Source organism: Cedecea davisae (assembly GCF_044095835.1).
GTDB lineage: Bacteria > Pseudomonadota > Gammaproteobacteria > Enterobacterales > Enterobacteriaceae > Cedecea > Cedecea davisae.
Genome location: NZ_CP172054.1, coordinates 1,955,343 through 1,972,191 on the forward strand (window position 1 = coordinate 1,955,343; position 16,849 = coordinate 1,972,191).

General features: G+C 55.7%; 14 protein-coding genes. 4 read left to right on the plus strand and 10 right to left on the minus strand.

Going from position 1 to position 16,849, the window contains the following annotated elements; genetic code table 11:
- Positions 1-13 precede the first annotated feature (13 nt).
- From treA to ACG1VR_RS09730, 5 genes are all read right to left on the minus strand, one after another.
- Positions 14-1,750, minus strand: a complete 1,737-nt coding sequence (gene treA / locus ACG1VR_RS09710) for an alpha,alpha-trehalase TreA (protein ID WP_395490792.1) — start codon at positions 1,748-1,750, stop codon at positions 14-16.
- Between the two features lie 177 nt (positions 1,751-1,927).
- On the minus strand, positions 1,928-3,310 hold the full coding sequence (locus ACG1VR_RS09715; RefSeq protein WP_395490793.1) for a serine/threonine protein kinase: 1,383 nt from the start codon (positions 3,308-3,310) through the stop codon (positions 1,928-1,930).
- 38 nt (positions 3,311-3,348) lie between these two features.
- Positions 3,349-4,311 carry a hypothetical protein gene (locus ACG1VR_RS09720; protein WP_395490794.1) on the minus strand — a complete coding sequence of 321 codons (963 nt, stop codon included), beginning with the start codon at positions 4,309-4,311 and terminating at the stop codon, positions 3,349-3,351.
- A gap of 123 nt (positions 4,312-4,434) precedes the next feature.
- The gene (locus tag ACG1VR_RS09725; RefSeq protein WP_172569740.1) at positions 4,435-4,929 is read right to left on the minus strand and encodes an SH3 domain-containing protein; all 495 of its coding nucleotides are present in this window, start codon (positions 4,927-4,929) and stop codon (positions 4,435-4,437) included.
- Positions 4,930-5,431: 502 nt separating this feature from the next.
- Entirely contained in the window at positions 5,432-6,307 is an 876-nt protein-coding gene (locus tag ACG1VR_RS09730; RefSeq protein WP_395490795.1) for a helix-turn-helix transcriptional regulator, read from the minus strand.
- A 111-nt stretch (positions 6,308-6,418) separates the two neighbouring features.
- Here ACG1VR_RS09730 and ACG1VR_RS09735 point away from each other — a divergent pair, with 111 nt between their 5' ends.
- Positions 6,419-7,840 carry an MFS transporter gene (locus ACG1VR_RS09735; RefSeq protein WP_395490796.1) on the plus strand — a complete coding sequence of 474 codons (1,422 nt, stop codon included), beginning with the start codon at positions 6,419-6,421 and terminating at the stop codon, positions 7,838-7,840.
- Here the strand turns inward: ACG1VR_RS09735 and ACG1VR_RS09740 are convergent.
- Positions 7,804-8,574 carry a helix-turn-helix domain-containing protein gene (locus ACG1VR_RS09740; RefSeq protein ID WP_395490797.1) on the minus strand — a complete coding sequence of 257 codons (771 nt, stop codon included), beginning with the start codon at positions 8,572-8,574 and terminating at the stop codon, positions 7,804-7,806. The genes ACG1VR_RS09735 and ACG1VR_RS09740 overlap by 37 nt on opposite strands.
- Before the next feature lie 98 nt (positions 8,575-8,672).
- Here ACG1VR_RS09740 and ACG1VR_RS09745 point away from each other — a divergent pair, with 98 nt between their 5' ends.
- The 3 genes from ACG1VR_RS09745 to ACG1VR_RS09755 all read left to right on the plus strand — a co-directional run bounded on the left by ACG1VR_RS09745 (position 8,673) and on the right by ACG1VR_RS09755 (position 12,685).
- Entirely contained in the window at positions 8,673-9,233 is a 561-nt protein-coding gene (locus tag ACG1VR_RS09745) for an NADPH-dependent FMN reductase (RefSeq protein ID WP_395490798.1), read from the plus strand.
- Positions 9,234-9,532: 299 nt separating this feature from the next.
- The gene (gene mqo, locus ACG1VR_RS09750; RefSeq protein WP_172569744.1) at positions 9,533-11,191 is read left to right on the plus strand and encodes a malate dehydrogenase (quinone); all 1,659 of its coding nucleotides are present in this window, start codon (positions 9,533-9,535) and stop codon (positions 11,189-11,191) included.
- 183 nt (positions 11,192-11,374) lie between these two features.
- The gene (locus tag ACG1VR_RS09755; protein ID WP_395490799.1) at positions 11,375-12,685 is read left to right on the plus strand and encodes a serine hydrolase domain-containing protein; all 1,311 of its coding nucleotides are present in this window, start codon (positions 11,375-11,377) and stop codon (positions 12,683-12,685) included.
- A 47-nt stretch (positions 12,686-12,732) separates the two neighbouring features.
- Here ACG1VR_RS09755 and gap read toward each other — a convergent pair whose 3' ends face one another.
- From gap to hutI, 4 genes are all read right to left on the minus strand, one after another.
- Complete coding sequence (gene gap, locus ACG1VR_RS09760) at positions 12,733-13,743, minus strand: type I glyceraldehyde-3-phosphate dehydrogenase (RefSeq protein WP_395490800.1); 1,011 nt, start codon at positions 13,741-13,743, stop codon at positions 12,733-12,735.
- A gap of 78 nt (positions 13,744-13,821) precedes the next feature.
- Positions 13,822-14,802, minus strand: a complete 981-nt coding sequence (locus ACG1VR_RS09765) for a GlxA family transcriptional regulator (protein WP_395490801.1) — start codon at positions 14,800-14,802, stop codon at positions 13,822-13,824.
- A gap of 41 nt (positions 14,803-14,843) precedes the next feature.
- Entirely contained in the window at positions 14,844-15,641 is a 798-nt protein-coding gene (gene hutG, locus ACG1VR_RS09770; RefSeq protein ID WP_395490802.1) for an N-formylglutamate deformylase, read from the minus strand.
- A complete protein-coding gene (gene hutI / locus ACG1VR_RS09775) occupies positions 15,634-16,842 on the minus strand; it encodes an imidazolonepropionase (protein ID WP_395490803.1) in 1,209 nt (402 codons plus the stop codon). The genes hutG and hutI overlap by 8 nt, the downstream gene beginning before the upstream one ends.
- Between the last annotated feature and the right edge of the window lie 7 nt (positions 16,843-16,849).

The window sequence follows — 16,849 nt, forward strand, 5'->3', positions numbered from 1 at the left end:
AGCCGCCGTATTATTAACGGGTAGGAGCCGGTTCCGTAGTCGCAGCAGGCTTTCCGGCAGCCGCGTCTGTTACCGGCCCCGGAGTTGCGGAAGGTAATTTATCCGGGGCGTTGTCGCAGGGTTTTTGTGTGCCGCAGAGTAAATCCAGCATCTTCAGGGTGACGCCGTTGGTCCAGCCGAATCCGTCCTGGAGAGGGTATTCACCGCCGCCGCCGGTTCCTGCTGTGGACACATTATATTTCTCAACCAGCTTCTGCTCGCTGTTATAAACCTGCTGCACGTTGTTCAGGAAGCGGAAGCTGACTTCCAGCGCCAGGTCTTTATGCCCATAGTTCTGTAAGCCTTCGGTTGCGACCCATTGCAGCGGCGCCCAGCCGTTTGGCGCATCCCACTGCTGGCCGGTTTTGACGCTGGTGGTGGCCAGGCCGCCGGCTTTGAGCAGAGACTGGCGCGTTGCTTTAGCCACTTTGTCCGCCCGCTCCTGGGAAGCCGCATGAACATAAAGTGGGAATAATGCCGCGGCGGTTAGCTGATTACGCACGCTATGGCTTTTAAGATCATAGTCTGCGTACCAGCCTTCTTTTGCATTCCACAAGTTTGCTTCGATAGCTTTTTGACGAGCGGCGGCTGCTTGCTTATAGGTCTTCGCGGCGGCGTCATCTTTTGCTATCAGGCTTGCGTGAGCGAGAGTTTGTTCGAGCTGGTAGAGCAGGGCGTTCAAATCAACCGGCACAATGCTGGTGGTGCGAATGGTGCCGAGCTGGGCCGGGTTATCCATCCAGCGCGAACTAAAGTCCCACCCCGAGGCCGCGGCGGCCCGCAGGTCGCGATAAATATCGGTTGCCGGTCTGGCAGGGGTATTTTTCGCAGTGGCGACGTCATCGAGGTAAGCTTCCGGGCGCGGCGTGTCTTTGTCATCCCAGTAACGGTTCAGCAGAGAGCCATCTTTAAGCTTCACCACCCGTTCGTGGGCTTCCCCGGCTTTAAGGGCGTCTGCGCCTTCCATCCAGTAAGCATATTCCTGTTTCAACTGCGGCAGATAAGTGCTGTAGACCTCATCGCCTTTCTTCTGCGCCAGCAGTTCGACCATCATCGCGAAAAACGGCGGCTGGGAGCGGCTCAGGTAGTAGCTGCGGTTGCCGTTAGGAATATGTCCCCAGCTATCAATTTCGTGGGCGAAGTTGTCCACCATATCCTGCACTTTATCCCACTGGCCGCTTTCCGCCAGGCCAAGCAGGGTAAAGTAGCTGTCCCAATAATAAACCTCGCGAAAGCGCCCGCCGGGAACCACATACTGCTTCGGAAGCGGCTGCAAAGAGTCCCATTTAGTCACGTTGTCTGCCGGGTGCGTAAGTATCGGCCACAGCCCGTCAATATGCTCGCGCAGGCTTTGCCCGGCAGGAGGAACGTACTTCTCAGGCTCCTGAGGCAGAATAAAGTTAACCTCCACAAAATGACGTAAATCGAACCCGGAGAGCCGCCGCTGCATGCGGTAATCGGCAAGGATCATCAGCGGGTCGCCTTTGGGCACCGCATCGGCAAAGGTTTTTTGGTCAGGGAACAGTTTTGCCGTTTGAACATCAACAAACAGCGGGCCAAATAGCTCATCAGGCCCCTGGGGCTGGGTTTGAGGCTTGCTCTCTTCAGCGGCATTAACGGTAAGCGGCGTGAAGCTAAAAACGGCGCCGGTAAGCGCCACCTGAACGGCAAGAAATAGCGTGTGGGATCGGCGCAAAACGGGTTTTATCATCTTGAAATCTCCTTAACGGGACGCAACGCAAGTAAGTTGCGATCAACCCTCTGAAAACCTTAGCTGAATTTTCCGAATTTCGCGGGGGGTGGGTGGCAAAATAGCAAAATCCAGACTATTTACCGGCGTAAAAAAGCCCCGCATGCGGGGCTGAGTAAAAAGTCGGGTGGCGAATCATCACCCCTGCGGATTAACCAACCAGGTGCCGGGGTTGGCCACCACGATGGTTTGCTTTCTTGTTTGCTCGCCGCCGCTAAGCGTCAGCAGGTACTTCCCGGCGGGTAGCTGTAATGAGGCGAAACCGTTGGCCGCAGGCGTGACTTTTTGCTCTTTACCATTAATCAGCAACTGCTCACCGTCGTTCATGCGGATATAAATCCGCGCAACCGAGCCGTCAGGAGCGGCGGCGACAGGTGCCGGGCTGGCAGGCGCTGTGCTGGCGGCGACAACAGGCTCGGCTGAACTCACCTGCGGCGCGGCAGGCTCCGGGCTGCGGCCAAATAGCAGAGCGCCAACCACCAGGCCAGCGACGGCGGCAGCGGCAGTTTGCAGCGTTGACCGGTGGCGCTGCCAGAGCGGAAGGGCCGTTGCGGTTTCCGGCTCTTCAACGGCGACCAGCGCGGTGCCGGTTTTTTTATTGCTAACCAGTTCACGCACGTCGCCAACCGGGATATCCAGCAGCGCGGCGAACTCATCGATGGATTGGGGTCTGTCTTCCGGCTTAAGCGACAGCGCCTTATCTATGGCCTGCAATAGATTAAGCGAATAACCTTCAGGGTGATTTTCCGCGAGGATCAGGCAACTGTCCTGGATGCTGCGGGCGACGCTTGCCGGAGGCGCGCTGCCGACAATCAGCGTGTAAAGCACCGCGCCAACGGCGTAGATATCGGTCCACGGGCCAAGCTGGCTTGCCAAATCGCCGGTGTATTGCTCCAGCGGGGCGAAACCGGGATGGAGCAAGGTGTTGCCCTCATCGAGAGAAGCCCCCTGGCCGCGGCGCGTAGCCCCGGCATTGAGCAGAATAGGCAACCCGTTATCCTGAATCAGAATGCTCTTTAGCGACACATTACGGTGCAGGTGATCCGCCGAATGAAGCGTGGCCAGCGCGCCGCATAACATCGGCAGTATGCGGCGGATCCATGCCTCATTGATGACCGAAGGTTGCTGTTTTTGCAGTTCGTCGAGGCTCACTCCGCTGTAGAAAAGCGTAATCAGATAGGCGGTATTATTATCGCTCCAGACCCGTAATACCTGAGGCAGATTGGGGTGATTAAAATGCGCCAGCTGGCGCGCTTCCTGGATAAATTCGTTCAACCCGGTAGCAAACACCAGATGATCGCGCTCGCTGTGCAGCACCAGTTCCATTACGTCGTTGCGCGTGACGTAGGCTTTGGGCATGTATTCGCGAATCGCGACTATCCGCTCGAGCTGGCTATCCCACGCCCGATACAGAATGCTGGTCATGCTGGCGTCGATAGCTTCCTGAATTTCGAATTCATCAAAGCGATAGCCTGGCGGCAGGGCGTTGGGCACTTTGGGAATAAAATCGTTATCTGTCATGATGTTCTCTGCGCGAAATCGTGCAACATGCAAAATGATTATTTTTGGACGCGCCACGCACCGGCTGCCGGATCGCGCAGCTGCGGATGCAGAGACTCGATCAACACCAGCGTAATGGTGGTATTGGGCGTCAGCCAGCCAGCCCATAGCTTACGCACGTCGTTTAGCCTCGCCTGAAGGCGTTGTTCATCGAGAGCCATGTCGCGAGGCACTTCGACGGCGACGGTACCGCTGGTTTTCCAGCCGTTAATTTCCGGGCGGTAGGGCAGAATCAGCCAGCTCTGCGGAGCATGCTCATTGCTGACCACCATACGCTCATTATTCACGCTGGTGATAAGCAGGCTGTCGGCATCTGCCGCCGGATTAAGGCCGCTCACCGGGAAGCCGTGTACAAAGGACATCGTCATGCGCTTTTGTGCGCCGTTGCTGGCGTTTTGCACCACTTCGCTGCTGCCGTTTAGCCAGCCGCCCTTTTCACATTTGCCGTTTTCTTTACTCGGAATAAACAGCGCGCTGCTGCTGGCATCGCCCTGCCAGAAGGTGCGCAAATGGCAGCCATCCTGCAGGGTAAATTCCAGCCACGGCGTGCGGTCCAGCGGTGTTGAAAGATCTTCAGGGCGCTCGCTGGTAGCGGCAAGGGAAGAGAGCTGCGAGTCAACCGAGAGCTCCCAATCTTTAGCTTTGCTGGCCGTACCGTGGGCGACGGTGGTGCCGCCGGTATCTTCCAACTGCCAGTTTACACGCTCAATCTCGCTGCATTGGTTTTCCAGCAAAACCCCAAGGCGAGGCATAAAGCTTTTCAGAACCTGAGGGTTTTTATCGCCGTTGGCCACGATGCGCAGCGGAAGCTCACTGCCGCACCAGCTTTGCGGGGAGTTGCTTTTAACGTTGTCTATCCAGACGTCCAGCTTCTGTGACGGGGATTGAACGATGCGGTAGTTCCCTGCCCAAACGGTAGTGGAGGCAAACAGCAGCGCCATACCCGAAAGCCAGAGTTTCATAAAAATCCTTGTTAGCCTGTGTGTAGGGGGGAGGGCTACAATCAATGCCTGCTCAGACTGCCTGGCCGACCGTCGCCGTGCTCTCACGGAAACAACTTTTTATAAACTTCCCCTGCGGGAAGCTTAATTAATTATCCAGGTTCCGCTATCCGCGTTCTGGCACGCTTTGCTTTTGTCATCTACCGCAACGCAGGTTGATTTTTTTGATGCGCGACGCGGGCGTGGGCGATCTTTTTTCAGAGTCTGGGCGTACAGCTCGCTTTTTACCAGCGCTCTTAGCGGAACGTAGCCCAGCAGCTCCTGCTTATCCTGCTCGGCTATAGCGAACCAATGATTTTCAACTTCGCCAAGTACCGTATAACTCTGGCCGTTTTCAAGCTGGCCAATCACCTTACCGCTAAAGTCAGGTTTGCTCATAATGGAGCCGGGGTAAAGTGCGCGATAGCTGGCATCAACCGGCGTAAATTCGCCAGGAGCTTCGACAATATAGCGGTGTGTAAGGGTGACGCCGTTCACCGTGCTGGTCACAATGGTGTCGTCGGTCATCTTAGGCGGTGGCGCTTTGCAGCCGACAACCGTAGTGACAACAAGAAGGACTAACAGGCTTCGCAATTTCATTGAGACGTTCCCTGAGAAAAAGGTTAAAACCCAACCGCCGCGGGATGCCAGGAGCGCCGCACAGGAAAATGGTCCACGACGTGAGATACGGCCACGCAAAACCGTGCAACGGCTTTATCGGCTCGTCGCGTTAAAGGAATTTACGTGGTTTCAGCATAGTAGCGTGATTTTACATAGCCTGGTTAACAATTCAATGGCGAGATAACACCTGAGTAACCTATAAGCCGGATGCATGTTTCACGCCATGAGGGCGAAGGGGAATTTTTGCCTGTTGTAAAATTGAACGGCGGTTTGGCTAACGGCGGCGATAAACAGTGAAATAAGGCTAATTTTTTGAATTTATTTGATAAATTTAACTATTTCGCCGTGGCATAAATTTCATTCTTTGGTCAATCTCTGCGGGCGGGGCGGGTTTCCCTGAGGTTATTCTTAAATCAAAAAAAATGCCGGGATTTGTCGTCTAAAGGTCAGTGCAGAAACGATTTGGCCCCGGCGCGGATCGCTAAACGTCTTTCAATTCCGAAAATAGCCGCAAAGCGCGCTCTCCAACTTCATCTATCGGTAAATAAACCAGCAGGCGCGAGCCGTCGCGCGGGGCTGAATACCAGTTAACCTGCTGCATACCGAAAGTGCCAATCTGCGGGTGTGTATAGTGCTTAATGTGGTTTTCAATATTGCGAATTTCGTAGCGCTGCTCCCAGAGCGTCCGGAAAGCCGGCGAGACGCTGAAAAACTGCTCCAGCAGCGCCTCCCAGCGGGGATCGCCCCGATACTCGGTTATTCCCGCCCTGAACCAGCCCACGAACTTCGGGAGCACATCTTCATTGCAGTCTACCCGGCTGCGCCAGGTTTCATTGGTCAGATACTGATAAATGCAGTTGCGATGTTCCGGCTCAACGTCGTCAAGATTAACGCCCATCAGGCGGCAAAAGTGCGTGTTATAGCCAAGGATATCAAAGTTTGGCTTCTGAATACTGGCCGGGTTGGGCATCAGCGCGTCCAGCATACGGCGAGAGGCGTGGCTCAGGTTTTCACATTGGGCCGCCGCGGGCGCTTCAGAAGGCGGTAATCCGGCGAGAATGAACAGGTGGCGGGTTTCCGCCGGGGAGCACTGGAGCGCGCTGGCAATGGCCGCCATGGCGACGGAAGAAGGGTTTACCTCACGCCCCTGCTCAAGCCAGGTATACCAGGTCACGCCGATGTCGGCGAGTAGCGCAACTTCTTCACGCCTCAGGCCCGGCGTCCGCCGCCGCCCGCTGCGCGGCAGGCCGAGCCGCTGGGGATCGAGGCTTTCGCGCCGGGTGCGTAAAAACAGCGCCAGCATTTTTCGACTGTCGTCCAGCGGGCCGGTTCGCATCTCCGGTTGAGTGAGCAGCATCACAAATACTCCAGAATAGTAGTGCCAGTACCAGTATAAGCAGGAACTGGTACCCGGTTAAATTATCAGGAATGCTACGTCGGTATCCCGAACTATGCAATGGAGTCCCTGATGAATAATTCGCCTGTTTCACCCGGCCGCGCTGGCCTGGTGCTGTTGTTAACGGGCCAGATGCTGCCGCTAATCGACACCTCGATAACCAACGTTGCGCTGGACTCTATTACCCAGTCACTCGGCACCACGCCGACCCAGCTGGAGCTAATTGTGGCGCTGTACGGCGTGGCGTTTGCCGTTAGCCTGGCGGTAGGCAGCAAGCTGGGCGACAACCACGGCCGGCGGCGCATTTTGCTTTGGGGCGTGGCCTTGTTCGGCATTGCTTCTTTGCTATGCGGGATAGCCGGGTCGGTAAGCGAACTGCTGGCGGCGCGCACGCTTCAGGGTATGGGGGCAGCGCTTATCGTGCCACAGATCCTCGCCACGCTGCACGTTACATTGAAGGGGACGGCGCACGCCCGCGCCATTAGTCTCTACGGCGGAATAGGCGGTATCGCGTTTATTATCGGCCAGATGGGCGGCGGCTGGCTGGTCTCGGCGGATATTGCCGGGCTGGGGTGGCGTAACGCTTTCTTTATTAACGTGCCGATTTGCCTGCTGGTGCTGCTGCTTAGCCGTTTCTATATTCCCGAAACCCGGAGTGACGCTCATTCTCGTATCGACTGGCAGGGCACATTGACTCTGGCGCTGATGCTCTGCTGCCTGCTGTTCCCGATGGCGCTCGGACCGGAGCTACATTGGCCGTGGCAGCTGCAACTGATGCTGGCGGCGACGCTCCCGCTGGGCTATCTGATGCGAGTCGGCGCGCTTAGCCAGCAGCAGCGCGGCTTGCAGCCTCTACTGCCGCCGCGCCTGCTCAAACTGGGCAGCATTCGCTTCGGCTTGCTGATTGCGCTGCTGTTCTTCACCTGCTGGTCGGGCTTTATGTTCTGCATGGCGCTGACGTTGCAGTCTGGAATGGGCATGGCACCCTGGCAGTCGGGCAACAGTTTTATCGCTATGGGTATCTCTTATTTTGTCTCGGCCTGGTTTGCGCCAAGGCTGATTGCTCGCCATTCGTTAAGCACGATTTTGCTTAGCGGGGTAGCCATTCAGGTGGCTGGCCTGCTGGGGCTGATAGCGACGCTTTATCACTTTGGCGTTCATGCCGGGCCGCTGGCCATTGCGCCCGCCACGCTGGTGGTGGGCTACGGGCAGGCGCTGATAGTCAACAGTTTCTACCGCATCGGGATGCGTGACATCGAGCTAAATGATGCCGGAGCGGCGAGCGCCATTCTCAGCACTTTACAGCAGTCGGCTCTGGGCCTCGGGCCTGCCATACTCGGGGCGTTATTCCTGCATTTGCACCAGCAAAGCGGAGATTATTCGCTGGCGATGATTGGCTTCCTGTCCGTGGAAGTTGTGATGATGCTGGCGCTGGGCGCTGCGGCCGTTACCCGGCGTCAGCTCTTATCTGGCCCTAAGGTCGCTTTAAGATAACGTGCAGGCGGTGAGCCGATTATTCGGGTAAAAGCGGTAGTAAAGCTGCTGGCACTTTGATAGCCCATATCTCCGGCCACCCGGATGATGGGCTCACCATTAACCAATTTTTCTACGGCACCGATCATCCTCAGCCGCTCGCGCCAGCGGGTAAAGCTCATGCCGGTTTCATTCTCAAACAGCCTGCCGAGCGTCCGTGGGCTGGTAAATGCTTGAGCGGCCAGTTGAACAAGGGTCTTATTGCAGGCCGGATCTTCCCTGAGCAACTGAGTGATTATCCTCAATCGCTTATCCTTCCCTTCGGCCACAAACAGCTCCACTTTCAGCACATGTTTGCGGATCTGAAAGTGAATTAACTGCGAAATAGGCTCGAGCTGAGCGTCAGCTTCGCCCGCTTCGTAAATAGCCAGCGCCTCTTTCGCCAGTTCGGTTAATAGCGTAGACGCCACTACCAGCGTGCAAAGCTGGGGCAACTGGCTCTCAAACCCTCCGGCAAAGCGCAAATTAATGAGCCGCGATTGCTCGGCATACACAGCCCTGTGTGGAACCCCCGGCGGCACCCAGATGCCATTACCCGGCGTTGCCAGCCACCATCCGCTTTCTGTTTGCAGCCTGATGGTGCCTTGCAGAGCAATGCTCAATTGCCCCTGTGAATGGTGATGAAAGGTTACCTCATCTCCCCGGGGATGGGACATTCCCGAAGCGACGATGGTCGGCAGCGGCGATCCTGACATAGTGGCGCTCCAGCAAATAATCATGGCGGATTGGCGAAAGAAGTTTGTGTTTCTTTCGCAGATAATACGCCCATCGATAATATTTAAGGAGAGTAAATATGAAAACATTAAGATTGATTGGGCTGGCTGGCAGCCTGCGGGCGGCTTCTGTCTCCCACGCGATATTGACCAGCATTGGCGAGTGCCTGCCGCCGCAGGTAAGCCTCGATTCGCTCGATATCGGTGCTTTACCGCATTATTGTCAGGATCTGGAAAAAGGTGAACTTCCGGCGGCCGTCATCGCCGCGAGAGGGCGGGTTGAAGAGGCCGACGCCGTCATTATTACGCTCCCGGAATACAATCACGGCATGCCGGGAGTATTAAAGAACGCGCTTGATTGGCTCTCACGGCCCGTGCGCGCCAGCTGCATGATGGGCAAATATGTCTTCTTTGTGTCGCAGTCCACGGGGGCATTAGGCGGGGTTCGCGCGCAGTATCAACTGCGTGAAACGCTGGCATCCATGCTGTGCAATATGGTGCCGCTGCCGGAAATCGCGATAAGTTTTGCCGAACAAAAAATTGAGAATGGCCGTCTGACCGATCCGGCGACGAGGGCGCATATTCGCGCTCAGCTGGAGGTGTTTTTAAACGTGGTAGAGAAAAATAGCACAAACGGCTAACCCTGAAAGCAAATCATTAATGTCCTGCATACGGGATTCAGAATCCATGCTGCGGCGTGGATTTTTTTGCTAATAACATCCCGATAAATAAGCGGATTAGCCGATAATAACGCAACGTTACAGGATATATTTTACCGGAATATTAAATCAAATTACTGAAAGATATTTGGTTTTTTTAATTAAAAAAATCATCGGCATTAATTGTATGGACTATTAAAATTGTGAATGAGATTTTAAAATATCGTGAAACTGGGTTAACATAGAATGACTTCATTCACCTGCGATGCAATATTAATATTATGCCTGCAATGAAAAAGACAATTATTTCCCTGACTACACTTGCGTTATTGGCAAGCTCAGCTAGCTACGCTAAAGACGACGCCGCGCAAAAAACCGACTTCCTGCTAATTGGCGGTGGGATCATGAGCGCCTCCCTTGGCACCTGGCTTCAGGAGCTGCAACCGGACTGGAAACAGGTCATGGTTGAGAAGCTGGACGGCGTTGCGCTTGAGTCCTCTAACGGCTGGAATAACGCCGGTACGGGCCATTCGGCGAATATGGAACTGAACTATACGCCGGAGCGTCCGGACGGTTCTATCGACGTGAGCAAAGCGCTGGAAATTAACGAACAGTTTATGATTTCCCGACAATTCTGGTCGGCGCAAATTCAGCGCGGTATTTTGAATGACCCGCATTCGTTTATTAATTCCACTCCGCATATGAGTTTTGTCTGGGGCGATAAAAACGTCGAGTATCTGACCAAACGTTATGATGCGCTGCAAAAAACAACCTTGTTCCAGGGGATGAAATTCTCCACCGATCACCAGCAAATTAAGCAATGGGCTCCGCTGGTAATGGAAGGCCGCGACGCAAACCAGAAAGTCGCCGCCACCTGGACGCCGGTAGGCACCGACGTTAACTACGGCGAAATTACCCGCCAGCTGATCGGCAGCCTGAAAAAAAGCCCGAACTTTGCGCTGCAAACCTCTTCTGAAGTTACCGACTTCAAACGCAACGGCGACAATTCCTGGCACGTCACTATTAAAGACGTAAATAGCGGCAAAGAGCACGCTATCGACGCTAAATATGTGTTCATCGGTGCCGGCGGCGGCGCGCTGAAATTATTGCAGGAAACCGGCATTCCGGAATCTAAAAATTACGCTGGCTTCCCGGTAGGCGGTTCGTTCCTGATGACCGAAAACCCGGCGGTGACAAGCAAGCATCTGGAAAAAGTATACGGCCAGGCTTCCGTTGGCGCACCGCCAATGTCCGTCCCGCATATCGATGCCCGCTTTATCGACGGCAAGCGCGTTGTGCTGTTCGGGCCATTCGCAACCTTCTCAACCAAGTTCCTGAAAAACGGCTCGTTCTTTGACCTGCTGAGCACCACGACCACCAGCAACTTTATGCCGATGACCGACGTGGGCCTGGATAATTTCGATCTGGTTAAATACCTGATTGGCCAGGTTATGCTGAGCGATGAAGACCGTTTTGAAGCGCTGAAAGAGTACTACCCGGACGCGCGTAAAGAAGACTGGAAACTTATTCAGGCGGGCCAGCGCGTACAGATCATCAAAAAAGATGAAGATAAAGGCGGCGTGCTGAAGTTGGGTACCGAAGTGGTTGTTGACCAGCAGAAAACCATCTCTGCACTGCTGGGCGCATCTCCCGGTGCTTCTACCGCAGCGCCAATTACGCTGAACGTGCTTAAGAAAATGTTCCCTGAGCAGTTCAACTCGCCGGAATGGCAGAGCAAAATCCGCTCCGTGGTGCCAAGCTACGGCCAGGAGATGAACGGCAATGTTGAACTGACCCAGAAGGTCTGGAACGACACTGCGGCGACGCTGCAACTGACCAAACCTCCGGTTATTCAGATGAACGACCAGAGCGCGATCCCGCAGGCCAAACCGGCGGAGCCAAAAGCTGAAGCATCCCCGCAGCACGATATGGCGCTCTAAACCTCCGCGCTATAGCGAACTGAATCAAGCCTCCGCCAGCGCGGGGGCTTTTTTTTGCCTCTCAGACTCGACAACGCTATCTGGCGGGGGATATTCCCCCGCTAACCGATATCAATTATTGAGATCTCTGCCCTAAAGTTCCTCGGGTTAACAGGCCATTACGCCAATCTGAAGGAAAACACTATGACTAAAATGAAAACCGGAATTTGCCTGCTTGCCCTCTGCCTGGGTGCCGCCATGCAGGCAAATGCGGCTCCCGCAACGAGCGACTGCCAGACTCTGCAATTGACCCACTGCCCGGCACCGGCTGACTCTCAGCTGCCCGCGGTAAAAGATATGCTGACGTGGAACCAACAGCAGCGGGTGATTGGTTTTCGCAATGACTATCGCTCTTATGAAGGCGATGTCTTTAAAGCCGGAAAGGCGGTGCCAATCCCGCGTGCCGGGCAGGATTTATCCGGCGTAAGTTATCAATACCAGGGGCACGATTTTAAACTGGCGGATTACCTCAAGCGCAACAGCGTGACCGGCATGATGGTGATTAAAGACGGTAAAGTTGTCTCGGATTATTACGCTGAGGGGAATACGCCAACCACGCTTTGGACCTCGCGATCGGTTGGTAAGTCTGTGGTTTCCACGCTGGTGGGCGTGGCGCTCAAAGAGGGCAAGATCGCCTCGCTGGACGACGAAATTGTTAAATATAATCCTGACGTCAAAGGGACAGCCTGGGAGCACGTCACCGTGCGGCAGCTGTTGCAGCACACTTCGGGCGTGACCTGGGGTGAAGATTACACTAATCCAGAGTCCGACTTTGCCAAACTCACCCAGTGCGAAGCCAGCAGCAATACTTACGACTGCGTGAATAAGCTGGTAAAAGATCCTCAGCGTAAAGCTTACGCTAAACCCGGCGAGGCCTGGTCTTACTCTTCCGGCGGCGCGTGGCTGCTGGGCGATACCCTGGAAAAAGCCACCGGCAAGTCGCTGGCGCAGAACCTGCAGGACGCTATCTGGCAGCCGTACGGCATGACGAATGACGGCGTCTGGCACAGCTACCTGAAAGGCAAACACGACGTGGGCGCGCACGGCTTCAACGCCACTCTTGAAGACTGGGGCAAATTTGGCCTGTTCATTATGAATAACGGCGTCTTGCCGAACGGCAAGAAAATGCTCCCGGATAATTGGGTTGAGCAGGCTCGAAGCTGGAATAAAGCCGAGAAATCCGTCACCGCCGCGCATCCGGACGGCAGCTACGGTTATGAGTGGTGGAACAATAGCGTCCCGGCTAATGCGGGCGATGTGGGGCCGAAGCACGGCCTGGAAAGTAAAGACTCCATGTGGGCGCTTGGCATCTACGGGCAGATAATTATGGTCAACCAGAAAGAGAAGCTGGTCATCGTGCAGTGGTCAACCTGGCCGAAGGCGGAACCTTCCTTCAGCGCTCAGCCGCTTGAGGCTTCGCTGATGTTTAACGCCATTGCCAACCATCTGAAATAAAAAATAAAGCCAGTCAAATGACTGGCTTTTCTCACCGTGCGGGTGAATTACAGCCCGCGTTTTTCCATCAGCACCGCGAGGTCAACCAGGCGGTTCGAGAAGCCCCATTCATTGTCATACCAGGCCAGGATTTTGACCAGGTTACCGCCAATCACCAGGGTGGAAAGCCCGTCGATAATTGACGAGCGCGGGTCGCCCTGATAGTCGCTGGATACCAGCGGTTCGTCGCTGTAGCCAAGAATGTCTTTCAGCGGGCCGGATTGAGCCGCTGTTTTGAATGCCGCATTCACTTCTTCAGCCGTGACGTCGCGTTTCAGCGTTACGGTCAAATCCACGATAGAGACCACCGGTACCGGCACGCGCAGGGAATAACCCGTCAGGCGGCCGTCCAGCTCCGGTATCACCTTGCCGAGCGCCTTCGCCGCGCCGCTGGAGTAGGGCACGATGGAGAGTGCCGCCGCGCGAGCGCCGCGCAAATCCTTTTCAGGCTGGTCATGCAGTGCCTGGCTGTTGGTATAGGCGTGGGTGGTGTTCATCAGTCCGTGCTCAATGCCGAATACCTGATGCAGCACCTGAGCCGCCGGCGCCAGGCCGTTTGTAGTACAGCTGCCGTTGCTGACGACAAAGTGCTTTTCAGGGTTGTAGCTATCGTGGTTCACGCCAAGGACGATAGTGAGGTCATCATCTTTACCGGGAGCGGAAATAATGACGCGTTTTGCTCCGCCGCTGGTGATATGCACCGTCGCCTGTTCGCGGGAGGTAAAGAAGCCGGTTGCTTCGATAACGATTTCAGCGCCGGTCTCGTGCCACGGAATACGCGCAGGATCTCTCTCGCTAAATACGCGGACAGGTTTACCGTCAACCAGCAACTGGCCAACACCTGCCTCAACCGGAGCAGGGAATTTCCCCATCAGGGAATCGTGCTTCAGCAGGTGAGCGAGCGTTTTACTGTCCGTCAGGTCATTAATCGCCACGATTTGAATATTCGGGTTACCCTGCGCGGCACGCAGTACGTTGCGTCCGATCCTGCCAAAACCATTAATGCCGACCTTAACCATGATTGACTCCTTCTCTTTAATGTCTGGAGTCACTGTATGCCCGGGGCCTCCTGGCGTAAACGACGAAAAAGGATCAATTCAGGCCATTCTGCGGCAGTGAAAACGCTCGCGATACTCACCCGGCGTCAGGTGGAGATGGCGCTCGAAAACGCGGCGCAGATTAATCGCGCTGCCAAAACCGGCCGCAGTGGCAACCCGCTCCAGGGTTTCGTTGGTTTGCTCGAGACGATGGCGAGCGGCGGCGAGCCTGGCCTCTTCAACATAGCGGGCGGGCGATACGCCGGTCTCACGGGTAAACACGCGGGTAAAATTGCGCGGACTCATGGCGAGGCGCTCCGCCAGTTTCTCCACCGACAGGTCTTCGGTCAGATTATCCAGCAGCCAGTCTTGTAACTGAGATACCGGCCCTGAGTTTGCCGCCTGCCGCAGATGGTAGCGGCTAAATTGTAGCTGCCCGCCGGGGCGATGCAGAAACATCACCAGGTCCTGCGCTACGTCGCGGGCGAGGGTAAAGCCGTAATCGGCTTCAACCAGGGCAAGGGTGAGATCAAACCCGGAGCTGACGCCGCCGGATGTCCAGACGGGGCCGTCCTGAATATACAGCGGCCCGGCTTCCACTTTTACCTTCGGCCAGCTGGCCTGCATGCTCTCGAGTAGCCGCCAGTGGGTGGTTGCCCTGCGGCCGTCCAGCAGCCCCGCCTGGGCCAGTAAAATCGCGCCACCGCAAATAGAGGCGATGCGCTCCGCGTTTGGCGCTGCTCGTTTCAGCCAGCTAACCACCTCGCTGCCCTCAGGCTCGCTCAGACCTTTGCCGGTTATCATGATGGTGTCGCGCGGCTCATTCGGGTCGAGATCCGCCAGCCGGTGGTCGGCCAGCAGGTTAAGTCCCGAACGGCCATGAACTACGTGGTGGGGTTGAGTGGTGGCGATGCTTACCCGGTAGCGCGGCGGGGCGGATTCATCCACATGCAGGCAGTTAGCCTGCATCAGAATATCGGCGATACCGGCGGCCTCGAACAGCATGCCGCCGTCAGGAACAATGATCAGAATCGTTTTCATGTCCTGAAACGTACTCTTTTGACAAATTAAGTCAATAGCGGTTAGCCGTAGTGCCGTTTTCCCCAGTCGAGCGCGGTGCCAATCAAACGGGTCAGCAACTGCTGGAACGGAACGCTTTTCTCGTCGGAGTAAACGAAGGTTTCTTCATCCATGTAACAACACTGGGCAACTTCAAGCTGTACCGCATGAATATTGTTCTGCGGCGAACCGTAATGCCGGGTGATATAGCCGCCTTTGAAGCGCCCGTCCAGCACCTTGCTGTAATCCGTAAAGTCAGCGCTGGCGTGCAGCAGGGCATCGCTGAGTTCCGGGGAGCAACTGGTGCCGTCGGCGGTACCGAAGTTAAGGTCCGGCAGGCGGCCTTCAAACAGGCGTGGCACCACGGATTTTATCGAATGTGCATCCCAGAGCAGGGCATAGCCAAAGGTTTCCCGCAGCCGCGCCAGTTCCTGCGCCAGAGCCTGATGGTAGGGCTGCCAGATGTTTTCTAAGATTGCCGCTTTGGCCTGTTCATCTGGCGCTTTACCGGCCTCAAACAGCGGTTCACCGTCAAAGAAAATATCCGTAAATAAGCCGGTGGTTGCGCTGTTATAAAGCGGTTTATCGTCGGCAGGGCGGTTTAGATCAACCACATAGCGTGAATAACCGGCACTAAGAATACTGGCGCCCATTTCGCGAATGGGTTGATAAAGCTGCGGAATATGCCAGTCGGTGTCTTCGAGCTTTTTGGCTCGTTCGGTTAGCCCGTTTGCTACTTCCGTCGTCAGGCGAGTGCCGGGGTGCGGCATGCTGATAAGCAGCGGCAGGTTGCCTTTGTGTAGTTCAAATGCGTTAGTCATTCCACACCTCTTTACCCTGATAAATAACCTGTTTTGACAATGTGCCGCCCAGCCAGTAGCTAAGCTCTGCGGGATGGTCGATTTCCCACGCCACGAAGTTCGCTTCTTTCCCCGGCTCCAGCGAGCCTGCGGTATCGCTGACGCCAAGCGCGCGTGCAGCATGCAGCGTAACGCCAGCCAGGGCTTCTTCCGGCGTTAGCCCGAACAGCGTGCAGGCCATGTTCATCATCAGCCGCAGGGACAGCACCGGAGAAGTGCCGGGATTAAGGTCGCTGGAAATCGCCATCGGCACCTGATATTGGCGCAGCAGCTCAATCGGCGGCTTTTTGGTTTCGCGCAGGAAATAAAATGCACCCGGCAGCACCACGGCGGTAGTGCCGTGTTCGGCCATCAGGGCAATATCTTCTTCGCAAAGGTATTCAAGATGGTCGGCAGAAAGCGCATTGTAACGGGCGGCAAGCCCGGCTCCGTGCAGCAACGAGAGCTGTTCGGCGTGCAGTTTTACCGGCAGGCCAAGTTCGCGGGCCTTAATAAACACACGTTCAACCTGGGCAACCGAGAACGCAAGGTGTTCGCAGAAGGCATCTACCGCATCAACCAGGCCTTCGGCGTGCAGCGCCGGTAGCCAGCTGTCGCAAATCTCGGCGATGAACTCGTCGCTGCGGCCTTTAAATTCAGGGGGCAGGGCATGGGCGGCAAGGCAGGTGCTGTGTAGCGTTAACGGCAGGCTTTGCCCCAGTTGGCGAATAACGCGCAGCATTTTGCGCTCATCTTCGAGGCTCAGGCCGTAGCCCGATTTCACTTCAAGGGTGGTAATGCCGTCTTTGCGCAGGGCGTTAATGCGGCGGCGGGCGCTTTCCAGCAATTGCTGCTCGCTGGCCTCGCGGGTGGCTTTCACCGTGCTGGCGATGCCGCCGCCGGCTGCGGCAATGTCGGCATAGGTTGCACCGTTAAGGCGCATTTCGAATTCCTGGCTGCGGTCGCCGCCAAACACGCTGTGGGTATGGCAGTCGATAAGCCCCGGTGTCACCAGTCTGCCCTGCAAATCTTTGTATTCATCAACGGCAATGTCAGGCCGGTCGGCATCTTCGCCGACCCACAGTAGTTTGCCGTCTCCGGTAATCAGTGATGCCTCTTTTATCAGGTTGTAACGGCCTTCGGCCATGGTGACGATTTGGCAGTTGTGCCATAAAATCCGCATAGCATTC

What these genes read in the sequence shown, in the direction of transcription:
- treA (WP_395490792.1), bottom strand. Translation starts at nt 1,750, where the DNA reads ATGATAAAACCCGTTTTGCGCCGATCCCACACGCTATTTCTTGCCGTT.
- ACG1VR_RS09715 (WP_395490793.1), bottom strand. Translation starts at nt 3,310, where the DNA reads ATGACAGATAACGATTTTATTCCCAAAGTGCCCAACGCCCTGCCGCCA.
- ACG1VR_RS09720 (WP_395490794.1), bottom strand. Translation starts at nt 4,311, where the DNA reads ATGAAACTCTGGCTTTCGGGTATGGCGCTGCTGTTTGCCTCCACTACC.
- ACG1VR_RS09725 (WP_172569740.1), bottom strand. Translation starts at nt 4,929, where the DNA reads ATGAAATTGCGAAGCCTGTTAGTCCTTCTTGTTGTCACTACGGTTGTC.
- ACG1VR_RS09730 (WP_395490795.1), bottom strand. Translation starts at nt 6,307, where the DNA reads ATGCTGCTCACTCAACCGGAGATGCGAACCGGCCCGCTGGACGACAGT.
- ACG1VR_RS09735 (WP_395490796.1), top strand. Translation starts at nt 6,419, where the DNA reads ATGAATAATTCGCCTGTTTCACCCGGCCGCGCTGGCCTGGTGCTGTTG.
- ACG1VR_RS09740 (WP_395490797.1), bottom strand. Translation starts at nt 8,574, where the DNA reads ATGTCAGGATCGCCGCTGCCGACCATCGTCGCTTCGGGAATGTCCCAT.
- ACG1VR_RS09745 (WP_395490798.1), top strand. Translation starts at nt 8,673, where the DNA reads ATGAAAACATTAAGATTGATTGGGCTGGCTGGCAGCCTGCGGGCGGCT.
- mqo (WP_172569744.1), top strand. Translation starts at nt 9,533, where the DNA reads ATGCCTGCAATGAAAAAGACAATTATTTCCCTGACTACACTTGCGTTA.
- ACG1VR_RS09755 (WP_395490799.1), top strand. Translation starts at nt 11,375, where the DNA reads ATGACTAAAATGAAAACCGGAATTTGCCTGCTTGCCCTCTGCCTGGGT.
- gap (WP_395490800.1), bottom strand. Translation starts at nt 13,743, where the DNA reads ATGGTTAAGGTCGGCATTAATGGTTTTGGCAGGATCGGACGCAACGTA.
- ACG1VR_RS09765 (WP_395490801.1), bottom strand. Translation starts at nt 14,802, where the DNA reads ATGAAAACGATTCTGATCATTGTTCCTGACGGCGGCATGCTGTTCGAG.
- hutG (WP_395490802.1), bottom strand. Translation starts at nt 15,641, where the DNA reads ATGACTAACGCATTTGAACTACACAAAGGCAACCTGCCGCTGCTTATC.
- hutI (WP_395490803.1), bottom strand. Translation starts at nt 16,842, where the DNA reads ATGCGGATTTTATGGCACAACTGCCAAATCGTCACCATGGCCGAAGGC.